At 63.5% G+C, this 15,612-nt stretch carries 27 protein-coding genes; 3 read left to right on the forward strand and 24 right to left on the reverse strand.

Annotated features, from left to right (window positions below; genetic code table 11):
- Window positions 1-81 precede the first annotated feature (81 nt).
- From orn to HMI59_RS23675, 17 genes are all read right to left on the reverse strand, one after another.
- Complete coding sequence (gene orn / locus HMI59_RS23595; RefSeq protein ID WP_193594021.1) at window positions 82-681, reverse strand: oligoribonuclease; 600 nt, start codon at window positions 679-681, stop codon at window positions 82-84.
- Window positions 682-690: 9 nt separating this feature from the next.
- Window positions 691-885 (reverse strand): hypothetical protein, encoded by a 195-nt coding sequence (locus HMI59_RS23600; RefSeq protein ID WP_193594022.1) that lies wholly within the window; start codon window positions 883-885, stop codon window positions 691-693.
- The gene (locus HMI59_RS23605) at window positions 878-1,162 is read right to left on the reverse strand and encodes a hypothetical protein (RefSeq protein WP_227471683.1); all 285 of its coding nucleotides are present in this window, start codon (window positions 1,160-1,162) and stop codon (window positions 878-880) included. Before HMI59_RS23605 ends, HMI59_RS23600 begins: the two co-directional genes overlap by 8 nt.
- Before the next feature lie 59 nt (window positions 1,163-1,221).
- A complete protein-coding gene (locus tag HMI59_RS23610) occupies window positions 1,222-1,650 on the reverse strand; it encodes a hypothetical protein (protein ID WP_193594023.1) in 429 nt (142 codons plus the stop codon).
- On the reverse strand, window positions 1,647-2,042 hold the full coding sequence (locus HMI59_RS23615) for a hypothetical protein (RefSeq protein ID WP_193594024.1): 396 nt from the start codon (window positions 2,040-2,042) through the stop codon (window positions 1,647-1,649). Before HMI59_RS23615 ends, HMI59_RS23610 begins: the two co-directional genes overlap by 4 nt.
- The gene (locus tag HMI59_RS23620; protein ID WP_193594025.1) at window positions 2,039-2,263 is read right to left on the reverse strand and encodes a hypothetical protein; all 225 of its coding nucleotides are present in this window, start codon (window positions 2,261-2,263) and stop codon (window positions 2,039-2,041) included. Before HMI59_RS23620 ends, HMI59_RS23615 begins: the two co-directional genes overlap by 4 nt.
- 32 nt (window positions 2,264-2,295) lie before the next feature.
- On the reverse strand, window positions 2,296-2,508 hold the full coding sequence (locus HMI59_RS23625) for a hypothetical protein (RefSeq protein ID WP_193594026.1): 213 nt from the start codon (window positions 2,506-2,508) through the stop codon (window positions 2,296-2,298).
- Window positions 2,505-2,759 carry a hypothetical protein gene (locus tag HMI59_RS23630; protein ID WP_193594027.1) on the reverse strand — a complete coding sequence of 85 codons (255 nt, stop codon included), beginning with the start codon at window positions 2,757-2,759 and terminating at the stop codon, window positions 2,505-2,507. The genes HMI59_RS23625 and HMI59_RS23630 overlap by 4 nt, the downstream gene beginning before the upstream one ends.
- Entirely contained in the window at window positions 2,756-2,971 is a 216-nt protein-coding gene (locus HMI59_RS23635; protein ID WP_193594028.1) for a hypothetical protein, read from the reverse strand. Before HMI59_RS23635 ends, HMI59_RS23630 begins: the two co-directional genes overlap by 4 nt.
- A gap of 77 nt (window positions 2,972-3,048) precedes the next feature.
- Complete coding sequence (locus HMI59_RS23640) at window positions 3,049-3,285, reverse strand: hypothetical protein (RefSeq protein ID WP_193594029.1); 237 nt, start codon at window positions 3,283-3,285, stop codon at window positions 3,049-3,051.
- 14 nt (window positions 3,286-3,299) lie between these two features.
- On the reverse strand, window positions 3,300-3,674 hold the full coding sequence (locus HMI59_RS23645; RefSeq protein ID WP_193594030.1) for a hypothetical protein: 375 nt from the start codon (window positions 3,672-3,674) through the stop codon (window positions 3,300-3,302).
- Window positions 3,667-3,798 (reverse strand): hypothetical protein, encoded by a 132-nt coding sequence (locus HMI59_RS26010; RefSeq protein ID WP_255527686.1) that lies wholly within the window; start codon window positions 3,796-3,798, stop codon window positions 3,667-3,669. The genes HMI59_RS23645 and HMI59_RS26010 overlap by 8 nt, the downstream gene beginning before the upstream one ends.
- A gap of 32 nt (window positions 3,799-3,830) precedes the next feature.
- On the reverse strand, window positions 3,831-4,868 hold the full coding sequence (locus HMI59_RS23650; protein WP_227471684.1) for an RNA ligase family protein: 1,038 nt from the start codon (window positions 4,866-4,868) through the stop codon (window positions 3,831-3,833).
- A gap of 43 nt (window positions 4,869-4,911) precedes the next feature.
- Complete coding sequence (locus tag HMI59_RS23660; RefSeq protein ID WP_227471685.1) at window positions 4,912-5,592, reverse strand: Panacea domain-containing protein; 681 nt, start codon at window positions 5,590-5,592, stop codon at window positions 4,912-4,914.
- A gap of 11 nt (window positions 5,593-5,603) precedes the next feature.
- The gene (locus HMI59_RS23665; RefSeq protein ID WP_193594031.1) at window positions 5,604-5,849 is read right to left on the reverse strand and encodes a hypothetical protein; all 246 of its coding nucleotides are present in this window, start codon (window positions 5,847-5,849) and stop codon (window positions 5,604-5,606) included.
- A 52-nt stretch (window positions 5,850-5,901) separates the two neighbouring features.
- Entirely contained in the window at window positions 5,902-6,141 is a 240-nt protein-coding gene (locus tag HMI59_RS23670; protein WP_193594032.1) for a hypothetical protein, read from the reverse strand.
- Window positions 6,142-6,228: 87 nt separating this feature from the next.
- Window positions 6,229-6,777 carry a hypothetical protein gene (locus HMI59_RS23675; RefSeq protein WP_193594033.1) on the reverse strand — a complete coding sequence of 183 codons (549 nt, stop codon included), beginning with the start codon at window positions 6,775-6,777 and terminating at the stop codon, window positions 6,229-6,231.
- Between the two features lie 187 nt (window positions 6,778-6,964).
- Between HMI59_RS23675 and HMI59_RS23680 the strand changes: the two genes are divergently transcribed.
- Window positions 6,965-7,909 carry a hypothetical protein gene (locus tag HMI59_RS23680; RefSeq protein ID WP_193594034.1) on the forward strand — a complete coding sequence of 315 codons (945 nt, stop codon included), beginning with the start codon at window positions 6,965-6,967 and terminating at the stop codon, window positions 7,907-7,909.
- A 37-nt stretch (window positions 7,910-7,946) separates the two neighbouring features.
- Here the strand turns inward: HMI59_RS23680 and HMI59_RS23685 are convergent, their stop codons facing one another.
- A complete protein-coding gene (locus HMI59_RS23685) occupies window positions 7,947-8,627 on the reverse strand; it encodes a hypothetical protein (RefSeq protein WP_193594035.1) in 681 nt (226 codons plus the stop codon).
- Window positions 8,624-9,055: a hypothetical protein gene (locus HMI59_RS23690; RefSeq protein WP_193594036.1), complete on the reverse strand. Its 432-nt coding sequence runs from the start codon at window positions 9,053-9,055 to the stop codon at window positions 8,624-8,626. Before HMI59_RS23690 ends, HMI59_RS23685 begins: the two co-directional genes overlap by 4 nt.
- Before the next feature lie 523 nt (window positions 9,056-9,578).
- On the opposite strand from HMI59_RS23690, the gene HMI59_RS23695 reads away from it, so the two are divergent.
- Window positions 9,579-10,109, forward strand: coding sequence for a hypothetical protein (locus tag HMI59_RS23695; protein ID WP_193594037.1), 531 nt, complete (start codon window positions 9,579-9,581; stop codon window positions 10,107-10,109).
- 128 nt (window positions 10,110-10,237) lie between these two features.
- Here the strand turns inward: HMI59_RS23695 and ligA are convergent, their stop codons facing one another.
- Window positions 10,238-12,346, reverse strand: coding sequence for an NAD-dependent DNA ligase LigA (gene ligA, locus HMI59_RS23700; RefSeq protein ID WP_193594038.1), 2,109 nt, complete (start codon window positions 12,344-12,346; stop codon window positions 10,238-10,240).
- A gap of 209 nt (window positions 12,347-12,555) precedes the next feature.
- Between ligA and HMI59_RS23705 the strand changes: the two genes are divergently transcribed.
- Window positions 12,556-13,515 carry a cation diffusion facilitator family transporter gene (locus HMI59_RS23705; protein WP_193594039.1) on the forward strand — a complete coding sequence of 320 codons (960 nt, stop codon included), beginning with the start codon at window positions 12,556-12,558 and terminating at the stop codon, window positions 13,513-13,515.
- Window positions 13,516-13,579: 64 nt separating this feature from the next.
- On the opposite strand, the gene HMI59_RS23710 is transcribed toward HMI59_RS23705, so the two are convergent.
- From HMI59_RS23710 to HMI59_RS23725, 4 genes are all read right to left on the reverse strand, one after another.
- The gene (locus HMI59_RS23710) at window positions 13,580-14,074 is read right to left on the reverse strand and encodes a hypothetical protein (protein ID WP_193594040.1); all 495 of its coding nucleotides are present in this window, start codon (window positions 14,072-14,074) and stop codon (window positions 13,580-13,582) included.
- 114 nt (window positions 14,075-14,188) lie between these two features.
- Complete coding sequence (locus HMI59_RS23715; RefSeq protein WP_193594041.1) at window positions 14,189-14,533, reverse strand: hypothetical protein; 345 nt, start codon at window positions 14,531-14,533, stop codon at window positions 14,189-14,191.
- A gap of 7 nt (window positions 14,534-14,540) precedes the next feature.
- Entirely contained in the window at window positions 14,541-14,816 is a 276-nt protein-coding gene (locus HMI59_RS23720; protein ID WP_193594042.1) for a hypothetical protein, read from the reverse strand.
- 85 nt (window positions 14,817-14,901) lie between these two features.
- The gene (locus HMI59_RS23725; protein WP_193594043.1) at window positions 14,902-15,606 is read right to left on the reverse strand and encodes a hypothetical protein; all 705 of its coding nucleotides are present in this window, start codon (window positions 15,604-15,606) and stop codon (window positions 14,902-14,904) included.
- Between the last annotated feature and the right edge of the window lie 6 nt (window positions 15,607-15,612).

The raw sequence follows: 15,612 nt of genomic DNA on the forward strand, positions 1-15,612 counted from the left end.
GGAGCCCATGTGTGCGGAAAGGCCGCCCCAGCTCACCGGGACAGCCTTTCGGATGTCGCCGGGGAGAGCCGGCGGCAGGTCTTACTTCGGTGCGAGCAGGTGCATCCCGGCCCGGTAGTAGCGCAGCTCGTTGACGCCGGCGCGGATGTCGGTCAGAGCGGTGTGGTCGCTGAGCTTGGGCGGCATCGCCTTCCAGTAGTCATAGGCCCAACGGCGGAAGAGTTCTCCCAGCCCGGAGATGTCGATGACGCGGTAGTCCATGTTCTTGCGCGTCTGCGGGAAAAACTTCTCGGTGACGTCGAAGTCGTACTTCACCGAGTTCCCGCCGATGACCATGCCGCGGTACTTGGTGTCGTCAGGGAGCACATCGCCCTTGATCGGGAAGTACGGTGCGGCGAATGTTGCCAGGGCCTCGTCGAACTGTCCGCGGGTCGTGGTCGATGCTCGGACCTTCTCCAGCAGCCCGGTCTTGGTGTGCATGTCCCGAACGAAGTCTCCCATGTGGGACAGCTCCTCCTCGGTGGCATTGATGACGATGCCTTCGAGGACGGCGAGTTCGTTGAGTTCGCCGTCGGTAATGATGGCGGCGCCTTCGAGCGGGACGGTGAACGGGTCGCTCATCAGGCCGGTGGCCTCATAGTCGACCCACAGGATGTTGTCGGCGCTGGGAGTGATCGTCATGGGGGTCCTTCAGTCGTTATGGGGGTTGGCGGTCAGGTCGGCGCGGCCGTCCCAGTCGCGGAGGGCCTGGGTGCCGTCACGCCAGGCGGCGGCAAGTTCGGGGTCATCGTACGGGCAATCGGAGGCGTCCACGTCCCCGAAGATGTCGGTGGGGATTTCAGCGCCGGCTATCCAGGCGGCGGACAGCTCCGCGGGTTCAGGCACGGTAGCCGCTCCGTTGCAGGGCGAGACTGATGTCCAGCAGCGGTTCCAGTCCGCAGTGGTGCTCGTGGGAGCAGCTTTGTGGGGCGCTCAGACTGGAGGCCGCGCAGGTGCATTCGCGGAGGTCCACTGAGAGGATGCCGTCCCGAATGACCAGGTCGCTCTCGGCAGGAGCCTCCGGCGCAGGGTGCTTCTTCAGCAGGGCCACCAGCTGTGTCTTAGTGACGGTGCCGGGTGCGTTGATGGCGGCCTGGAGTGCCTGATGCAGGGTCGTGTTCATGGCCATCATGTGTGCGGCTCAGCTGGTTCGGCTCCCCGACGCGCGGCCGGGGACAGGGGTCAGTCGTTCGTGGCGGTGGGGTGGCGGAGGTGGTTTGAGGCCTGGATCCAGCCGAGGTTGGTCTCATCGCTCCAGCGGAGCCAGTGCATGGCGCTGCGGGTGGCGGCTTCTTCCTCCAGTTTGTCGGCCAGGCGCAGCCGCTCGGCCTTTGCGACACCGGCGGTTTCGGCGATGCCAGCCGTCTCCAGCAGGTCAGCGATGTGGTGGGCATGTTCGGTCCAGATGGCGTCTTCGCCTACCAGGTCTGCGTGACTGGACTGAAAGCCGCACCCTTCACCCATGCAGTCGATGATGACGGGCCGACCATCGACGACTGTCGGGTTGGGCCAGTGGCTGACCAGGATGCCGGCGATGATGTCCCTGCCGGCGGCTCTGGTTGGCTGTGACTGTGGGCGGTCGTGGGGTCCCCCGGTCATGGTGCGCATCATGCCTCCGTTGCGGCTGTCAGGTCGGTGAACTTGTAGGCGTCCGAGGGACGGGATGCGTACTGGCGTGCGGGATCAATCGGGGATGCGGTCTGGGCGCGGCGGCCGTCAGCGGTCGTCCAAGGGCCGGGAACATCGTTGACCCAGCCATCCCAGTCGCGGAGCCATTCGGTCCCGTCTGCGTCCACGGCACGGTAGGCGGGCAGGCTTGGGGGCTTCGGCCCTGTGTTTCCCCAGCCCTCGGAGAACAGGTCGCGGACCTGCTTTTCTTCGACGATGGTGATGGGGCGGCGAGTCACCGGGGTGACGGTGTGCGGGCAGCCGAGGTCGCAGACGGCTTCGTACTTGGCGCCCTTCTCGTCGATGGCAACCACCGACCCGCTACCGAAGCTCATTTCCGGCCCTGTCGGACAGCAGCCAGGCCGCGGACGGCCCGGGCGCCGAGGACGAACGGGGCGACGGCGAGGGCGGCGATGCCTACGGGAACCGCGAGAAGAGCCGTTCCAAGGAGGGCCACCACGGCTTCACTGTTGGTCGGCGACTCGTAGTCCTCGGAGTCGGAGGTGAACTGGAAGAGGTCAACGGGAGAGGCGGTCGAAGCTGGTGCGGATGTCATGGGCATCATGTGTACGGACCCGGCGCCAGAGGTCACCGCTTCGCCAGGGCCGCGTCGGCGAGCCGCTTGGCGTGCTCAGCGGCCTTCTTCGCCTTCGCTTTGTTGGACGCACTGCCGTTCTCCTGGGCCACGAAGATATGGATGCCGGACCCGTCCTCGTACTTCAGATTCCAGCGAACGAGGCCGGAATGCGGCACAGTTTCGTAGTTGATGACAGTCTTCAAGGGTTCCTTGCCGCTGCTCACGAGCCATACTCCTTCAGGGACTCCCGCCAGCTGCCCTCGTCACCGCGGTACGGATTGCACCGGTTCGCGCCATAGCCGGGTACGTCCCAGGCAGCCGCAGTCCGTTCGTCAGCGACGCCTGTCAGGTAGCCTTCACGCCAGACCGGGGCCAGGGCGCCGTAGGTGGGTGAGAGCGTCTGGCGCCGGGTTGCAAGGAACCAGGTCAGGAGGGCAGTGGGGATCGTGGTGGCGAGGATGAGGGTGATGATCATGCCGGCACCACACCCGAGGCAGCACCAAAGCGCGCCGAGTCGGTTTCGTGGCGGACCACGTAGCGCAGGCCGTTCCGCTCAACTTCGACGTGCTTGCCGGCAAGTTGGATCTCGACTGAGCCGTCGGGCATGACGGTCAGCTGAAGGAGGCCTTCGACGGTTGCCTGGGTGGAGCCGCCGACCGTCTCAACGGTGAGCTGCGGGTGTGTCATGGTGGTGCCTTCCGTATCGGGAGAGTTGTTCTGCCGGTCATGTGTGCGGAGGACCCGGCGCCTCTCCCCGGCTCGGCTTAGAGCCCCAACTCCCGGCGCACGGCCGTGCGGTGCTCGGGCGCGACATAGGCGAGCCTCGGGTGAAAGGGAGCGATCGTCATGCCGTTGACCGACTCGTCCCGCTCCACGTAGACGCCGTCGTTGGCCAGCCGGATGGTGACGAGCCCGTCTACGATGCTCATCCAGAGGACGCCGTGAACGGTGACCTGGGTGGACTCGCCCGAAGTTTCAGTGGTGACTTTGTGTTGGGACATGGCAGTGCCTTTCGTCACGAAGTCTGAGCGGGCGCCGGAGGCGCAGCGATGCCCCAGTGGAGGGACATCTCCCATTGGGCTTGGCTAAAGTTGAACGTATGCTTGCCGCCGCGATGGGAGGATTCCCAGAACATGAGATGGAACATCGTTTCGCTCAGCGTGCCGATGACCGATTCGCAGCCGGACCAGCCGCCTGTGATCAGGGTCAGGCGCTTCTCGGGCCGGCCGTAGTCATTGGTGTAGTCCTCCAGCATGGAACGGCCGTTGTGCATGAGGGACCGCACATAGGCGACCATCTCCTCCGCGGTGCCATTGAACGTGCGGAGGTGGTTGAGCGCTTCGTCCGTGGGGTAGCCGTCGTCGTCGATCAGCTCGTCCGGCTCAGTCATCCTGGTCCTCCGGGTGGCCCGTGTTGAGTGTTCCGCCGTTGCGGACCGGCACTTGGGACCAGTCGGTGGAGCCGTCCTCGCGTTCGGCGTCCTTGGCGGCGTAGTAGTCGGACAGGTAGCCCATGGTTGGTACTCCTTGGTCTGGTTTGGAGCGGCTCAGGAGTGCTTGACGAGCCACTTGTTGTTGATGGCCTTCATGCCAGTGCGGCCCTGAAGTTCGGGAATGCGGGCACCGGCGGTGTTGTGCCAGACGATGCCTTCGGCCATGACGGCAGGGTTCAGCACAGACTTCATGCCTTCGACCTGGGCGAGGGCTTCCTCGACAGTGGCGGGCAGTTCGAGGTCGAGGACCGGGGTGCCGATCTCCTCGATGGCGGCCGGCCATTCGGAACGGGGCACGAAGACGCCCTCGCGGAGGACGTTGAACGCGAGGAACTTCTTGCCGGTTTCCTTGAGCGTGTTCTTGGCCAGGACCCCGGAGCCGTACAGCTCGCCCTGGACGGTGTAGCCAACCGGCAGGCGGTTCAGGATGTCGTACTCAGCGGCGATCTTCCACGGGGCGGTGGCCTCGGCGGTGCTAGCCGGGGCCGCGTACTCCCATCCGCGGCCGGCGACGCGCAGGACTCCGCCGTCGTTGATGTAGGTCGTGGACGTGCCATCGACCTTCTCCGTGGCGAACCAGTCGTACTCTTCGCGGAGCCGGGCGAAAACGTCTGTGAGGTTCTGGACGCGCTCGGCGCCGGTCTTGGGTGCGAACCGGGTCGGGAACGCTCCGGAGGCCAGACCGGCCATCTCCTCGGGGATTTCTTCCTCGTACTTGGTGACGCCGAGGACTGTGGCGAGGTCTTCGCCGCTGGTGAGTTCGTTCAGTTCCGGGAAGACGCGGGCCGGGATAGCCAGGCCCTGGGAGTAGACGCCGCGCATTCGGGCGGATTTGAGGACGTGGCCTCGGACTCCGTTGTAGACCTTGGCGCCGCGGGGTTCCAGGAATGCGAACCGCGGGTCATCCAGGGGAAGATGGGAGTCGATCTCGAAGTAGACGACGGCGTCGCCGACAGAAACCTCTTCCTTCTTCACAACCAGGTTCCATCCGCGGACCCTGGCGACGGCGACGAAATCGGCGTTTTCGATGGGCGTGAGGGAAGTGACGGTTTCGACGGTGACGAGTGCGCGGACGGCTTCAAGAGTTTCCATGCGGCTCATGTGTGGGGCAGTGGCCGGATAGCTCACCGGGCGGCTACTCCTGGTGCAGCCGCCACTCTTCCCGGGCTTCAGCCTCGGATTCGGGCCAGTTCCCGATGAAGCTGGCCGCTTTGACGCCACAGCTGCACTTCCAGTACCAGCCCTCGTGGTGGTCGTCCCCCACATAAGTGGACGCACGGCTGGGGCCAATGATCGTGTGCTCAAGCGGCCGGGTTTCCGGCGCTGGCTCGTCGGCGTACTTGTCCATGAACCGGTTGGCGTACGCTGTCCGATCTTCTGGTGAGTCGTCGAGGGCCTTGAAGAAAGCTTTGAGCTCGGACAAGTCGATGGCCGGGCTGGGGTCCTGTTCGGTGGCCCGCGTCATTGCCAGCAGACATGGGGCCTGGGCGTTCGCGAATTTGGCCAACGTGATGCCGGACAGGTCACCGTAGTGGTTGAAGACCGCCTCCAGCACCCTGGCCTGGTCATCGGTGACTGCTGCGGCGTTGCCGGCCAGCCACGAGGACTCCGTGGCCCCGTCTGTCTGGTGTGGGAACATCGCGGGGATGAACGGGCCACCCTTGCGGGTGCGGATCTCCTCGTCGAAGAGGGGAGCCCCGGCCCAGGCCAGGTGCCAGCCTTGGGCGAAGTAGGCCATCTTGTGCAGGGATGAGGTGCTTGCGTGGCCGCCTTTACGGGCGAGCAGGAACGCGACTGCGTCGTGGACGGTGGTCATGAGGGGGCTCCTTAGAATCCGACGCCGAAGCTGACATTGCCGCCCGGGGACATGACGAGGCCGCCGCCGAGGTCGGAGCCGACACCGACCTTGCCGTTGAGGCCGATGGTGGGCCCGAACCAGCCGCCGGTGTCGGTGCTGGACACGGTTGAGGGCTCGGGAGTCGGGGCCGGAGCAGGGGAGCGCCCTTCGCCGCAGCCGGTGAGGAGCAGCACGGAGAGGAGGGTGGCAGCGGTCAGTGCCGAAGAGGTCTTCATGACAGCCATGTGTGCGGACGCGGGAGCCAGGCTCTCCGCGCCCGGGCCTCTGCTAGGAAGCGAACGAGCGGGGGATTTCGAGTCCGGCCCGGCGGAGCTTGGCGACGAGGTTCTTCTGGGCGCGGTGGTCGCCCGGGGTCCCGGAGTAGAAGACCGGCTGGACCGTGGTGTACGGGCTGCAGAACTTCACATGCCCGCTGTTGGTGCGGCCGAATTCCCATCCTTGGGATTCAGCCAGCTTGACTAGGTTGCGGAGGTCTTTGGGAGCGTTGGTGTTTGCCATGCTCCTCATGTGTGCGGCGATTCTGATGTCTCTCCCCTTTTGGACACGCCTGAAAACCCGCCGCCCATAGGAGGGCGGACGGGCTTCAGTGACGGGTCAGGAAACGACCAGGACCTCGTTGCTGCCGTACTCTTCGTCATCATCGAGCACGGGGCTGAAGCTGATTGCGACGTTGGTCAGCAGCTGGGGCTTGGTCATGGCGGTGATGGCCGGGATACCGACAACAAGGGACGGGGTAGTCATCTCGAACTCAACCAGCTGTTTGGTCTGCTGTCCGGCCGCTTCGACAGTCATGTCTGCTCCCCACATAAAGGTACGGAAGGGATTGGAGATGGCGTGGGCCCGCTCCTTCAGCAGCGGTGCGGCTTCCGCCAGCGAGCTGAAAGCTTCCATCTCTTCCTCTGTGACGACGTCGTTGAGCAGGGCCTCGAAGACTTCGGCGCCTTCATCATCGTGGAGGAATTGGAGGGCGGCCAGGACCAGGGCGTAGGTGTCGCCGGTGGCCTTCAAAGCCACGCGGGGGCGGGTGCCGTCGGGGTTGGCGGGTACGTCCACTGCGTCCGTGACTGGGATGCTGAGGCTGATGACAGCCTTCTCGTCGCCGGCGGGGTTTTCGGCCAGGTACTTACGATCAAGGGTTCTCATGGAACTCATGTGTGCGGAGAGCTGTCTTGCGCTGCCCACCTGTGCCCGCCACTGACACAATCCGGGAGTTTTACCCGCGTCAATGCCTTGGCCTGTCTGGCTGTCTTAGGATCAGACCACACAGCGCACCCGTCCGGTGCAGGGGATGGGAGGCACCATGATTCGACATTCATTGGCCGCTGCAGGGGTGGCGTTCGTAATCGCTGCTGGTCTGGTTGGTTGCTCTGCACCCGCGACCACCACAACAACGGCATCTCCGGCCGCTCAGTCGGCCGACTTTTGCGGCACCGTGAGCACGCATCGGGACCGCTATCTGCAAACGATGAACCAGCCGTCGGGGAGTGACCTGGCGAAGCTCGTCACGACGCTTTCGGCAGTAGGAGACCTGAAGCTGATGTGGACGGACATTGCTGCAGTGGCACCCCCTGAGATTAAGACCGACGCAGTGGCCGCCCGGGATGCTTGGTCCAAGGCCGAATCGGCAGGAATCAGCGGCAACAAGATTGAGGCCCTCGGGAACGCTCTCCTCAATTCCGGCTCGGTTTCGAGGGTCAATGCGTACATCGCTGCTCACTGCGGCGCTGAATACGCACCGCTGGGCGTGCAGCCCACTGCGCAGCCGACACCTACGGCCACGAAAGTTGCCGCCGAGGGCGTTTGGACTGACCGCAACGGCTACAAATACCGCATTGTCATCAATGGACCGGTCGACTACAAATTCACTTCGGACATCAAAAACGCCTTGCCCGGCAAGGCCATCGTCTCCTTCATGCACGCGACGACCGGGACGATTTACAACCTGACCCCTGGGCGCAACGCGCCGGTACCCGAAGACCTGAAATTCATGACAGCGTGGAGGGGCGGAATCGCCTGCGACACCCTGTTCTCGAAGTCAGATGACAACAGCAGTGGGCTGCCGGACGGCGCCTGTGGTCGTGCCTTTCAGGTCGGGATCGATGCAAAACAGATTCCCGACGGTGGTTCAGTTACATACCGTGCAGCATCAGGTCTCAACCTTGCGATTTCCGTGGATGAGTCTTCGGTAGAGCAGCTCCGCGCAGCCTTTTCCTCGCCGGATCAGATCACACTCGTCACGGGCTCAGCCTGCATAGTGAAGGGGGCCCTCTGCTAGGCCCTAGGACAAGGGAATCCATGGGATGGAGCGGAAGTCATCGTGTCCTGCGCCCTGATTCATGCTTGGTTGCGAAGGCAACCAGCTGGGCGTGCTGCTCGTCGGCCATCTTTCCGATCCACGCCGGCAGGTCGTGGCTGTACCGGGGATTCCCCTGCCAGTCGGCGCCCCCGCCCCAGTCTGCGAACACCCGCGGGATGCTGTTCCAGTCAGCGTGATGGGCGGTGATCCGATGTCGGTCATGGCGGTAGGGGTCCTTCGGGTTGAAGGTGTGCCAGATGCTCAACGTCGCGGGCCGAAACGACATAGAGGGGTTGTGGATGGAGGGGACAGCAGGAGCGTCCTCCAGGATCCAGTCGCGGTCCACCGCATAGGTCCAGAGGTCTTCGATTCCGGTGTTGGTGCTCGTGGCGTTAGCCATCAGGTCTTCATGGACGACCTCGGACAATTCCCGGATCCACTCTGGGATCGGGTCATGGTTGTAGCCGTTGGTCCAGTGGGCTGAGAGGTTGTCGTTTCTGTCCGCGGGCCAGGCATAGATGTGAAGGCTGTGGTCTTTGACTGGTTGCTCGGCATCGGCGCACCACCATATCCGAAGGTCGGCCGGCACGAACGTCCGGTCCCGGTCCAGATAGGAGCGGACCGGTTCGGCGTCGGTGAGTGCCCAGCGGCGCTGCAGTGAACGGCTCTGGGTGATCTTCTTCAGCGCCCGCTTCACGACGCCTTCCCGAGGTCGTTGAACTGGACGATCGTCGGGAAAGCAAAGAACGGGTCGTCGGTGACCCAAAGGGCAATATCATGGCCGACCAGGGCGTGGAGCTGGCGGGTCAATGCGGTCGGGGAGGGATCGTTGCGAGGCGGACCAAAAGCACTGCCGCGCGGTGCCTTGCCGCCACAGCTGTAGCTGATGTGATCGCAGAACCCGTGAGCGGTCGGGTAAAGGTCAACAGCCTTGATGACTGCGCTGATCCGACGAACCCTTGGTCTGTAGACGGGGTCGACGGGGCCAGCCGCCTCCGAGGCGCAGTCCAGCGCCATCTTCACAAGGGCCATGACGTGGTCGCGCTCAACGCCGATCAGTTGGCGCTTCAACACCAGGTCGGTGACAGCTTCGAGGTCCGTTGAGACGGTGACAGTGGATTCCATGCCCGCCATGTGTGCGGACGGGCGTGGATCGGTGCCCAGTGCCAGAGGCCCCGGGTCAGGTCCTCGGGGGTTCGCCACGTCGAAGCAAGAAGACCCGCTGCCATCGGCTGGCTATGCATCACCGTCCTGAAGCGGAGGGTGCTGTAGACCGCTTTCAAAATTGGCTGCGTGCGGGCTGTGACTGCGGGAGTAGCAGCACTGCACTTTTCAGAACTACACCTACAAGGCCCGACCCTATTTACGGCCCGCCTATCGGCATGACGCGAATCGCTACTGTACTTTGTTTCGAGAAAGGGTTGAACCTCTTGTAACCACGAAGCTTCGGAGGCGAGCATTGCAGATAATTAGGATTTTGACCCTGACGGGAGCAGCACTCTCCCTGGCTGCGTGCGGTGCAACGGGTCCTACTAATGCAGGGGAACCCCGCCAGACTGCCAGCCAACCACCCGCCGCGCAGGCGTCGTCCAGTCAACAGCCCTCACCCAGTAGCGCCTCCCCGCAGACCTCGGACTCCAGTCAACGTGTGGGCGACGCAACCCTGCACCTGACGCACGACGATGGCTTCCGGGCAGATATATCCCTCGTTTGGCACGCCGTTGCCGATGTCTCGGCGACAGATTTGGGCAAGACCTGCCTGATGTCATTCAACATAAAGAATTCCTCGGAAGCCTCCGAATATGCATACAAGGCCGTCGCTGTAGATGTTCGTGTCGATTATCCGACAGTGAACGGCATAGTCTGGCCCAGTAGTCGTGCAATTGGCTTGGCGCTGGAGGGGAAGGGGCAGTTCTGCGGAGAGGGAGTCGGTGATCCTCAGAGCACCCTGCTAACGCTTCCGACTTCTTCATCCAATAAGGCGTCGAAATCTAATCGGATTCTAGTTGTTTATCCTTCACCAAAAACACCCAATGCCCCGAACGGGAAATATGAGTGGGACTTAACTAAAGTGGCCATCCGCCCTAATATGCAGTTCACTTCATGCACGGTGAGCGGCGCAGCTGACCTAAACGAAAATCCTAAAGGGTGTTTAGTGGGATACCCAGGGACGAACTAGGTTTTCCTGCTCGTATTAGAGCCGCGTGGCGGAGCCGAAACGAGTTCTGATGTGACCCAGTTAATGTGCGCTAACAGCAAGAGGGGTCTTCCCGTGAATAGGAAGACCCCTCGATGGGCTTGATGCTGCTACGCCTCGCCGTCCTCCAGCATCTGGGCGAACTCCTCAGGGGTGACGATCCGAATGCCGAGCTCTTGAGCCTTGGCCCATTTGGAGCTCCCGGGCTCGCCGCACACCAACAGGTCTGTGGTCTTGGAGACCGAGCCGGAGGCCTTGCCACCGTTGGCTTCGATGAGCTCTTGAACCCCGCTACGGGACAGTGATGCCAGGGTTGGCGCGCCCTTGACGCTGCCGGTGACGACCACAGAAAGCGGCTGCCCGCCCGGTTTGGCCAGCTTCGGGCCCTTTGCTCCTGCTGCTGGCTTCGGCTTAGGAGCTCCCATGTTCACACCGGCTGCACGGAGCTTCGCGATGACCGGCTCGTTCTTCTTCAGCTGCTCGTGGATGACCTCTGCCTTCTTCTGGCCGATACCTTCGACGTTGGCCAGCTGGGAGATGGTGGCGGCCTGGAGGGCTTCCATAGTCTCGAACTGGGCAGCCAGGCGCCGGCCGAAGGTGCGGCCCGTGAACCGCATGGACAGTGACGTGATGACCCGGTTCAGCGGCTGGGACTTGGCCTTCTCGATCTCGGCCATGATCTTGGCCGCGTTCTTCTGGCCCAGGGCACGGGATGCGCCGGTAGAGGTCTCACCCATGTCCAGGTCCGCGAGCTGGTCCTCGGTGAGGGAGAACAGGTCCCCGACGTCCTTGACCAGGTCTTTCTCAATCAGGGCGTCGCCGATCGAGCCACCGAGGCCCTCGATGTCGAAGCCGGCGTCGCGCGAGGCGGCGTAGGCAATGCGGCCCGAGACGGAGCATTCCGGGGTGTGGCAGCGCCAGAGTTCCGTGGACTTGTCGAAGGGCTCTCCACATTGCGGGCAGACTGCCGGCGGCTGCCATGGCTGGGAGTCGGCCGGGCGCAGGTCGGTGCGTGGCAGATGCACTTGGGGGATCACGTCGTTGGCGCGGAACGCGCTCACGGTGTCGCCGATACGCATGTCGGCAGCCTGGAGGTGCCCTACGTTGTGGAGCGAGGCGTATTCGACGACAGATCCATCCACCTCAACGGGCGTGAGCCTGGCTCGGATGGACAGCCGACCGGTCTTGCCGATGTTGTACTCGATGTCCTCGATCACGGTCGGTTCTTCAACGGCGGGGTACTTGTAGGCCACTGCCCACTTCGGCGCCCGGGAGCCTTCGCCCAGCTCGGCGCGCTCGGCCGCGGTGTTGACCTTCAGAACGGCCCCGTCCATGAGGAAGCCGAGGCCCTTGCGTTCGGCGCCCAGGGCAGCGATCGCAGCCATCGGGTCTTCCGCCTCCAGGACGGATTGGGGAAGCAGTGACCGGGCTGTGGTGAAGCCCATGCCTTCCAGCTTCTCCATGTTCTCGAGGTGGTTGGCCTTCTCGTCGATGGTTGTTGAGTAGGCGGCGAAGGAGAACAGGCCAGCGTAGGTGCCGTCCTGCTTGTTGAGCATCCCGGCGACGCCGTTGCGGGCGTTGGCGAACGGCGCCTTGCCCGATGCCTGGCGGATGGCGTTGGCCTTGGCCTTGTTCTCGTCGTTCAGGTACAGCTCGCCGCGGACTTCGAAGTCACCCTCGCCAGCCACCTCAGGCAGGCCCTCGACGCCGCGGACGCGGTCAGTGACGTCCTCGCCGGTATAGCCGTCACCTCGGCGGGCCGCGCGGACCATCTTGCCGTCCTCGTACCGGACACTGATGGCCAGTCCGTCGATCTTGGGCTCAATGACGGCGTTCGGGTGCTTGGTCGCGAACTCGATGACGGCTTCCTCGCCCGGCTTCTCCAGAGACTTCATCGGGGTGGCGTGCTCGACGTCTCCGCCGGCCGCACCGCCGTGACCAATGGTGTCGTGCAGGTCGTGCTCCGGTTCGATGCCGTTGGCTTCCTCGTAAGAAGCGATCCGGGACAAAAGCCGGTCAAAGTCAGCGTCGGTCATTTCCTCGACGTCGGTCGTCTCGTAGGCCCGGGCCGCCGAGAGTGCGTCGGTGACTGCTGCGTCGTACTCTTCTTTACTGGCGAAATTGGCCAACCCGAGGTTCGGTTCTGCATGGGTGGTGGCGGCGAATTCGCCGCCGACAGGGATGCCCTTGGGCTGCCGGTTCTGGGGTGTTGGGCTCATGGTCTTCCTCTGGTTGCTTTGAACTTCCTTACACCTTCATGTGTGCGGCGAACAACGCGGAAATGCCCAAACCGCGAGGGCAGGTCGGGCCGAATAGGGCGTATCTTTTCGCATCCCACGTCTCTTTCAATCTTTGCTGTCGGTGAGCGTCAGCCGCCCTCCCGCACACATAGCGGTCGAAACAACCGACTACCTCTGGAGCGCTATCCATGTCTGCCCATGCCGGAAACAAAGCGATCGTCGCTGCGCTCGGCGCCAACCTGTCCATCGCAGCCTTGAAGGTCGTCGCCTTCGCCCTTAGCGGGTCCGCGTCCATGCTCGCCGAAGCAATTCACTCTGCTGCTGACTCGGCGAACCAGATGTTGCTGATGTTCGGCGGCAAACGCGCCCGCCGCAAAGCCACCACCGAGCACCCCTTCGGCTACGGCCGGGAGCGCTACATATACGCCTTCGTCGTCAGCATCGTGATCTTCAGCCTCGGCGGACTCTTCGCGCTCAATGAGGCGATCGAAAAGTTCCAGCACCCGCACGCCCTCGACATCACCTGGGCCTGGGTGCCCCTGACCGTCCTGGTCGGTTCTATCATTCTGGAAGGCTATTCGTTCATTACTGCGGTCAAGGAATCCAACCACACCCGTGGCAAGAACACCTGGGCGCAGTTCATCCGGACTGCCAAGGCCCCGGAGCTGCCCGTTGTGCTGCTGGAGGACTCTGCAGCCCTCACCGGCCTGGTCTTCGCCCTGTTCGGCGTCGGCATGACGATCCTTACCGGCAACGGGCTCTGGGACGCCGCAGGCACAGCCCTGATCGGCCTGCTGCTGGTCGCGGTCTCCGTAGTCCTGGTCGTGGAGACCAAGTCCATGCTGATCGGTGAAGCCGCCGACCCGACCGACATCGAGGCGATCGCCTCAGCACTCGTTGGCCCCGGCGTGGAGGGTGTGATTCACCTCAAGACCATGCACCTGGCACCCGAGGAGCTCCTCGTCGCCGCCAAGATCGCCGTCTCGAAGGACGCCACGGGCGAGGACATCACCGAGGCCATCGACGCCGCCGAGAAGCGCGTCCGGGCCGTCGTGCGGATCGCGAACCTGATCTACCTGGAGCCGGACCTCTACTCCGCCGCCGGCAGCCGGGCTCAGCGGGAAGCCGTTAACATCGGCCACCCTTAGACGCCGAAACGAGAAAAGCCACTCCCATCGGGGTGGCCTTTTTCGCGTATGGTGTCCCGCCAAGTCAGCAGTGGACCGGGCTGTAGAACGCAGCACCCCAGCTGAAGTGGTCGGTTGCCTTTGGGCCAAAGCTGGCGTCCAGCGTGATGCACTGGCCGCCGACCTTCTGAGCGTTCGTGTACACCGGGCCCGCGTAATAGGAGTAGTAGCCCTCTGACAGGTCGTCCGGGCCATATGAGGGGTAATTGCCTATCGCGTTCTCGCGGTACATCTTGACCCCGTACGTGGGGCCGTAAGCGTATGCCACCGAGCAGTTCTTGCGCAGCGAGGAATTCCAGTACACATCAATGGATCCGGTCTTCGTGCCTGGCTTTCCGTAGCGCAGATCCTTGCTGTAGCTCGGCACGGTGATGGGATGCGAGCCGATGTATGCGTAGCCGGTTCCGCACGGCCCGGCTGCGGTCGCGGGAGTGACAGCGACGATGGACGCACCGCCCGCAAGAGCGGCCGCGGCAAGCAGCGTGAATCCTCGTTTCCATGTCGGACGCCTAAGCCTCATGATTTCTCCCCTTTGTGATGGCTGGTGGACCGCTTCGCGGGCACCACCATGAAAGCACAGTGACTGGAGTAAACACATGGGGAGTCCGGCCCATCTGCGCCACACGGGTTCGCGCTACTGCTGATTCGCGTCCTGGAGGGCATGGATGGCCCTGAAGTCCAGCCACGTCTTGTCCATGACAGCCAGAGTGTCCGGCTTGCCGGCAGCGATCCACACCGCCTCGTCGGGGCTGCAGCGGGCATTCCGGAGGAACTTCTTGGTGCGGCTGGACGGGAGCGATTCGTACTCCCAGGACTGGGTCCTTTTGTTCCAGCAGCGGTTCATCCAGAGAACCGCCCACTTATCCGCGGAGCGGCGCGCTACGGTGACGGTGAAGTGGTGGACTTCCTTGTCGCCGAAAGAGGCGCCTTCGGGGTCGAAGGCGAATTCGGTGGCGTGCGCCAGCAGGTCAGGGTTCATCGATTGCCTAGGCCTCGACCAGGACAAGGATGACTTCCTCCTGGAAGCGCATCAGGTCTTTCCAGTAGATGTCCGTGTGATCGACCATTTCCCGGTACTGGTGCATGTAGTTGCCGAAGAGCTCGCGCATGAGGTCGTCGTCGCCGAGGATTGAGGCCAGCAGGTGGTCTGCAATGTTCTCGTCGGCCAGGTTGATGCCGGCCAGCTTCTCCAGCGGAACGACGACGCTGCGCGGGACATCCTTCTGGTAGCGGAGGACGAAGCTGAGTTTGAGGGCGTACATGGCAGGACTCCTGGTGTAGGTCGGCTGGCGCTTGCTGCGCTCCCGTCCTATGTGTCCGGGAGTCCTGTCTTCCCTCCCCGGACGCCTACGACCAGTACGTGTAGAGAACTGGTTTGAGCGACGTCCAGGTGCCCGGGGCGGTGAACAGGGCGCCATACGCGGCCAGCTCCCGGATCTCACCCGGGACCAGACGGGTCAGCCGCTCGGCGACCGTCGCTGCGTCAGTGAAGAGGGGCGTCTCCGGTCGGGGGCGCCCGGCAACGGAGATGCGCCGGGCGGCGCTGTCCTGCTGCTTGGTGTCGTTGAGTTCAAGGGCGCGGCGGTAGCCGCGGACGTAGTTGTGGTTCAGCTCCAGACCGGTGTTCTTGTCCATCCAGCGGCCGTCGAAAGGGTCGATGCCCGGGACGTCATACAGAGCAGGCTCGGTGTCGGCTTCGCCGCCGAGGTGGGCTTCGACGTAATCGAAGATGTTGTCGTCCTGGATCCAGGTAGACGCGTAGGACGGCGGGACCAAGACCATGACGTTGGGTAGTCCGTAATCGAAGGAGTGCACCACGCAGGAGCCGAGGCGGTAGGCAGTCCTTTCGCCGATCCCGGCCTGCACCATGTCAACGTACTCCAGCTCTGGGTCTTCGAAAGGCCCGGCGGCTTCCAGATGGCGCACGAAGTCGCCGAAAGTCGGCGTGACACCCATCAGGTCGAGCAGAGGCGAATTCCAGTTGATGCGCGGGTCGGAAGGAACGACGTCGGTCAGTGCGTAACCCAGGACTTTTCGGATGCGGAGTGACATGCTCCC

The organism is Paenarthrobacter sp. YJN-5 (assembly GCF_015040095.1).
GTDB classification, from domain to species: domain Bacteria; phylum Actinomycetota; class Actinomycetes; order Actinomycetales; family Micrococcaceae; genus Arthrobacter; species Arthrobacter ureafaciens.

What these genes read in the sequence shown, in the direction of transcription:
- HMI59_RS23670 (WP_193594032.1), bottom strand. Translation starts at nt 6,141, where the DNA reads ATGAGGAGCATGGCAAACACCAACGCTCCCAAAGACCTCCGCAACCTA.
- HMI59_RS23630 (WP_193594027.1), bottom strand. Translation starts at nt 2,759, where the DNA reads ATGATCATCACCCTCATCCTCGCCACCACGATCCCCACTGCCCTCCTG.
- HMI59_RS23640 (WP_193594029.1), bottom strand. Translation starts at nt 3,285, where the DNA reads ATGTCCCAACACAAAGTCACCACTGAAACTTCGGGCGAGTCCACCCAG.
- HMI59_RS23720 (WP_193594042.1), bottom strand. Translation starts at nt 14,816, where the DNA reads ATGTACGCCCTCAAACTCAGCTTCGTCCTCCGCTACCAGAAGGATGTC.
- HMI59_RS23705 (WP_193594039.1), top strand. Translation starts at nt 12,556, where the DNA reads ATGTCTGCCCATGCCGGAAACAAAGCGATCGTCGCTGCGCTCGGCGCC.
- orn (WP_193594021.1), bottom strand. Translation starts at nt 681, where the DNA reads ATGACGATCACTCCCAGCGCCGACAACATCCTGTGGGTCGACTATGAG.
- HMI59_RS23620 (WP_193594025.1), bottom strand. Translation starts at nt 2,263, where the DNA reads ATGACATCCGCACCAGCTTCGACCGCCTCTCCCGTTGACCTCTTCCAG.
- HMI59_RS23605 (WP_227471683.1), bottom strand. Translation starts at nt 1,162, where the DNA reads ATGAACACGACCCTGCATCAGGCACTCCAGGCCGCCATCAACGCACCC.
- ligA (WP_193594038.1), bottom strand. Translation starts at nt 12,346, where the DNA reads ATGAGCCCAACACCCCAGAACCGGCAGCCCAAGGGCATCCCTGTCGGC.
- HMI59_RS23615 (WP_193594024.1), bottom strand. Translation starts at nt 2,042, where the DNA reads ATGAGCTTCGGTAGCGGGTCGGTGGTTGCCATCGACGAGAAGGGCGCC.
- HMI59_RS23710 (WP_193594040.1), bottom strand. Translation starts at nt 14,074, where the DNA reads ATGAGGCTTAGGCGTCCGACATGGAAACGAGGATTCACGCTGCTTGCC.
- HMI59_RS23610 (WP_193594023.1), bottom strand. Translation starts at nt 1,650, where the DNA reads ATGATGCGCACCATGACCGGGGGACCCCACGACCGCCCACAGTCACAG.
- HMI59_RS23690 (WP_193594036.1), bottom strand. Translation starts at nt 9,055, where the DNA reads ATGGAATCCACTGTCACCGTCTCAACGGACCTCGAAGCTGTCACCGAC.
- HMI59_RS26010 (WP_255527686.1), bottom strand. Translation starts at nt 3,798, where the DNA reads ATGGGCTACCTGTCCGACTACTACGCCGCCAAGGACGCCGAACGCGAG.
- HMI59_RS23675 (WP_193594033.1), bottom strand. Translation starts at nt 6,777, where the DNA reads ATGAGAACCCTTGATCGTAAGTACCTGGCCGAAAACCCCGCCGGCGAC.
- HMI59_RS23635 (WP_193594028.1), bottom strand. Translation starts at nt 2,971, where the DNA reads ATGACACACCCGCAGCTCACCGTTGAGACGGTCGGCGGCTCCACCCAG.
- HMI59_RS23665 (WP_193594031.1), bottom strand. Translation starts at nt 5,849, where the DNA reads ATGAAGACCTCTTCGGCACTGACCGCTGCCACCCTCCTCTCCGTGCTG.
- HMI59_RS23660 (WP_227471685.1), bottom strand. Translation starts at nt 5,592, where the DNA reads ATGACCACCGTCCACGACGCAGTCGCGTTCCTGCTCGCCCGTAAAGGC.
- HMI59_RS23715 (WP_193594041.1), bottom strand. Translation starts at nt 14,533, where the DNA reads ATGAACCCTGACCTGCTGGCGCACGCCACCGAATTCGCCTTCGACCCC.
- HMI59_RS23645 (WP_193594030.1), bottom strand. Translation starts at nt 3,674, where the DNA reads ATGACTGAGCCGGACGAGCTGATCGACGACGACGGCTACCCCACGGAC.
- HMI59_RS23725 (WP_193594043.1), bottom strand. Translation starts at nt 15,606, where the DNA reads ATGTCACTCCGCATCCGAAAAGTCCTGGGTTACGCACTGACCGACGTC.
- HMI59_RS23650 (WP_227471684.1), bottom strand. Translation starts at nt 4,868, where the DNA reads ATGGAAACTCTTGAAGCCGTCCGCGCACTCGTCACCGTCGAAACCGTC.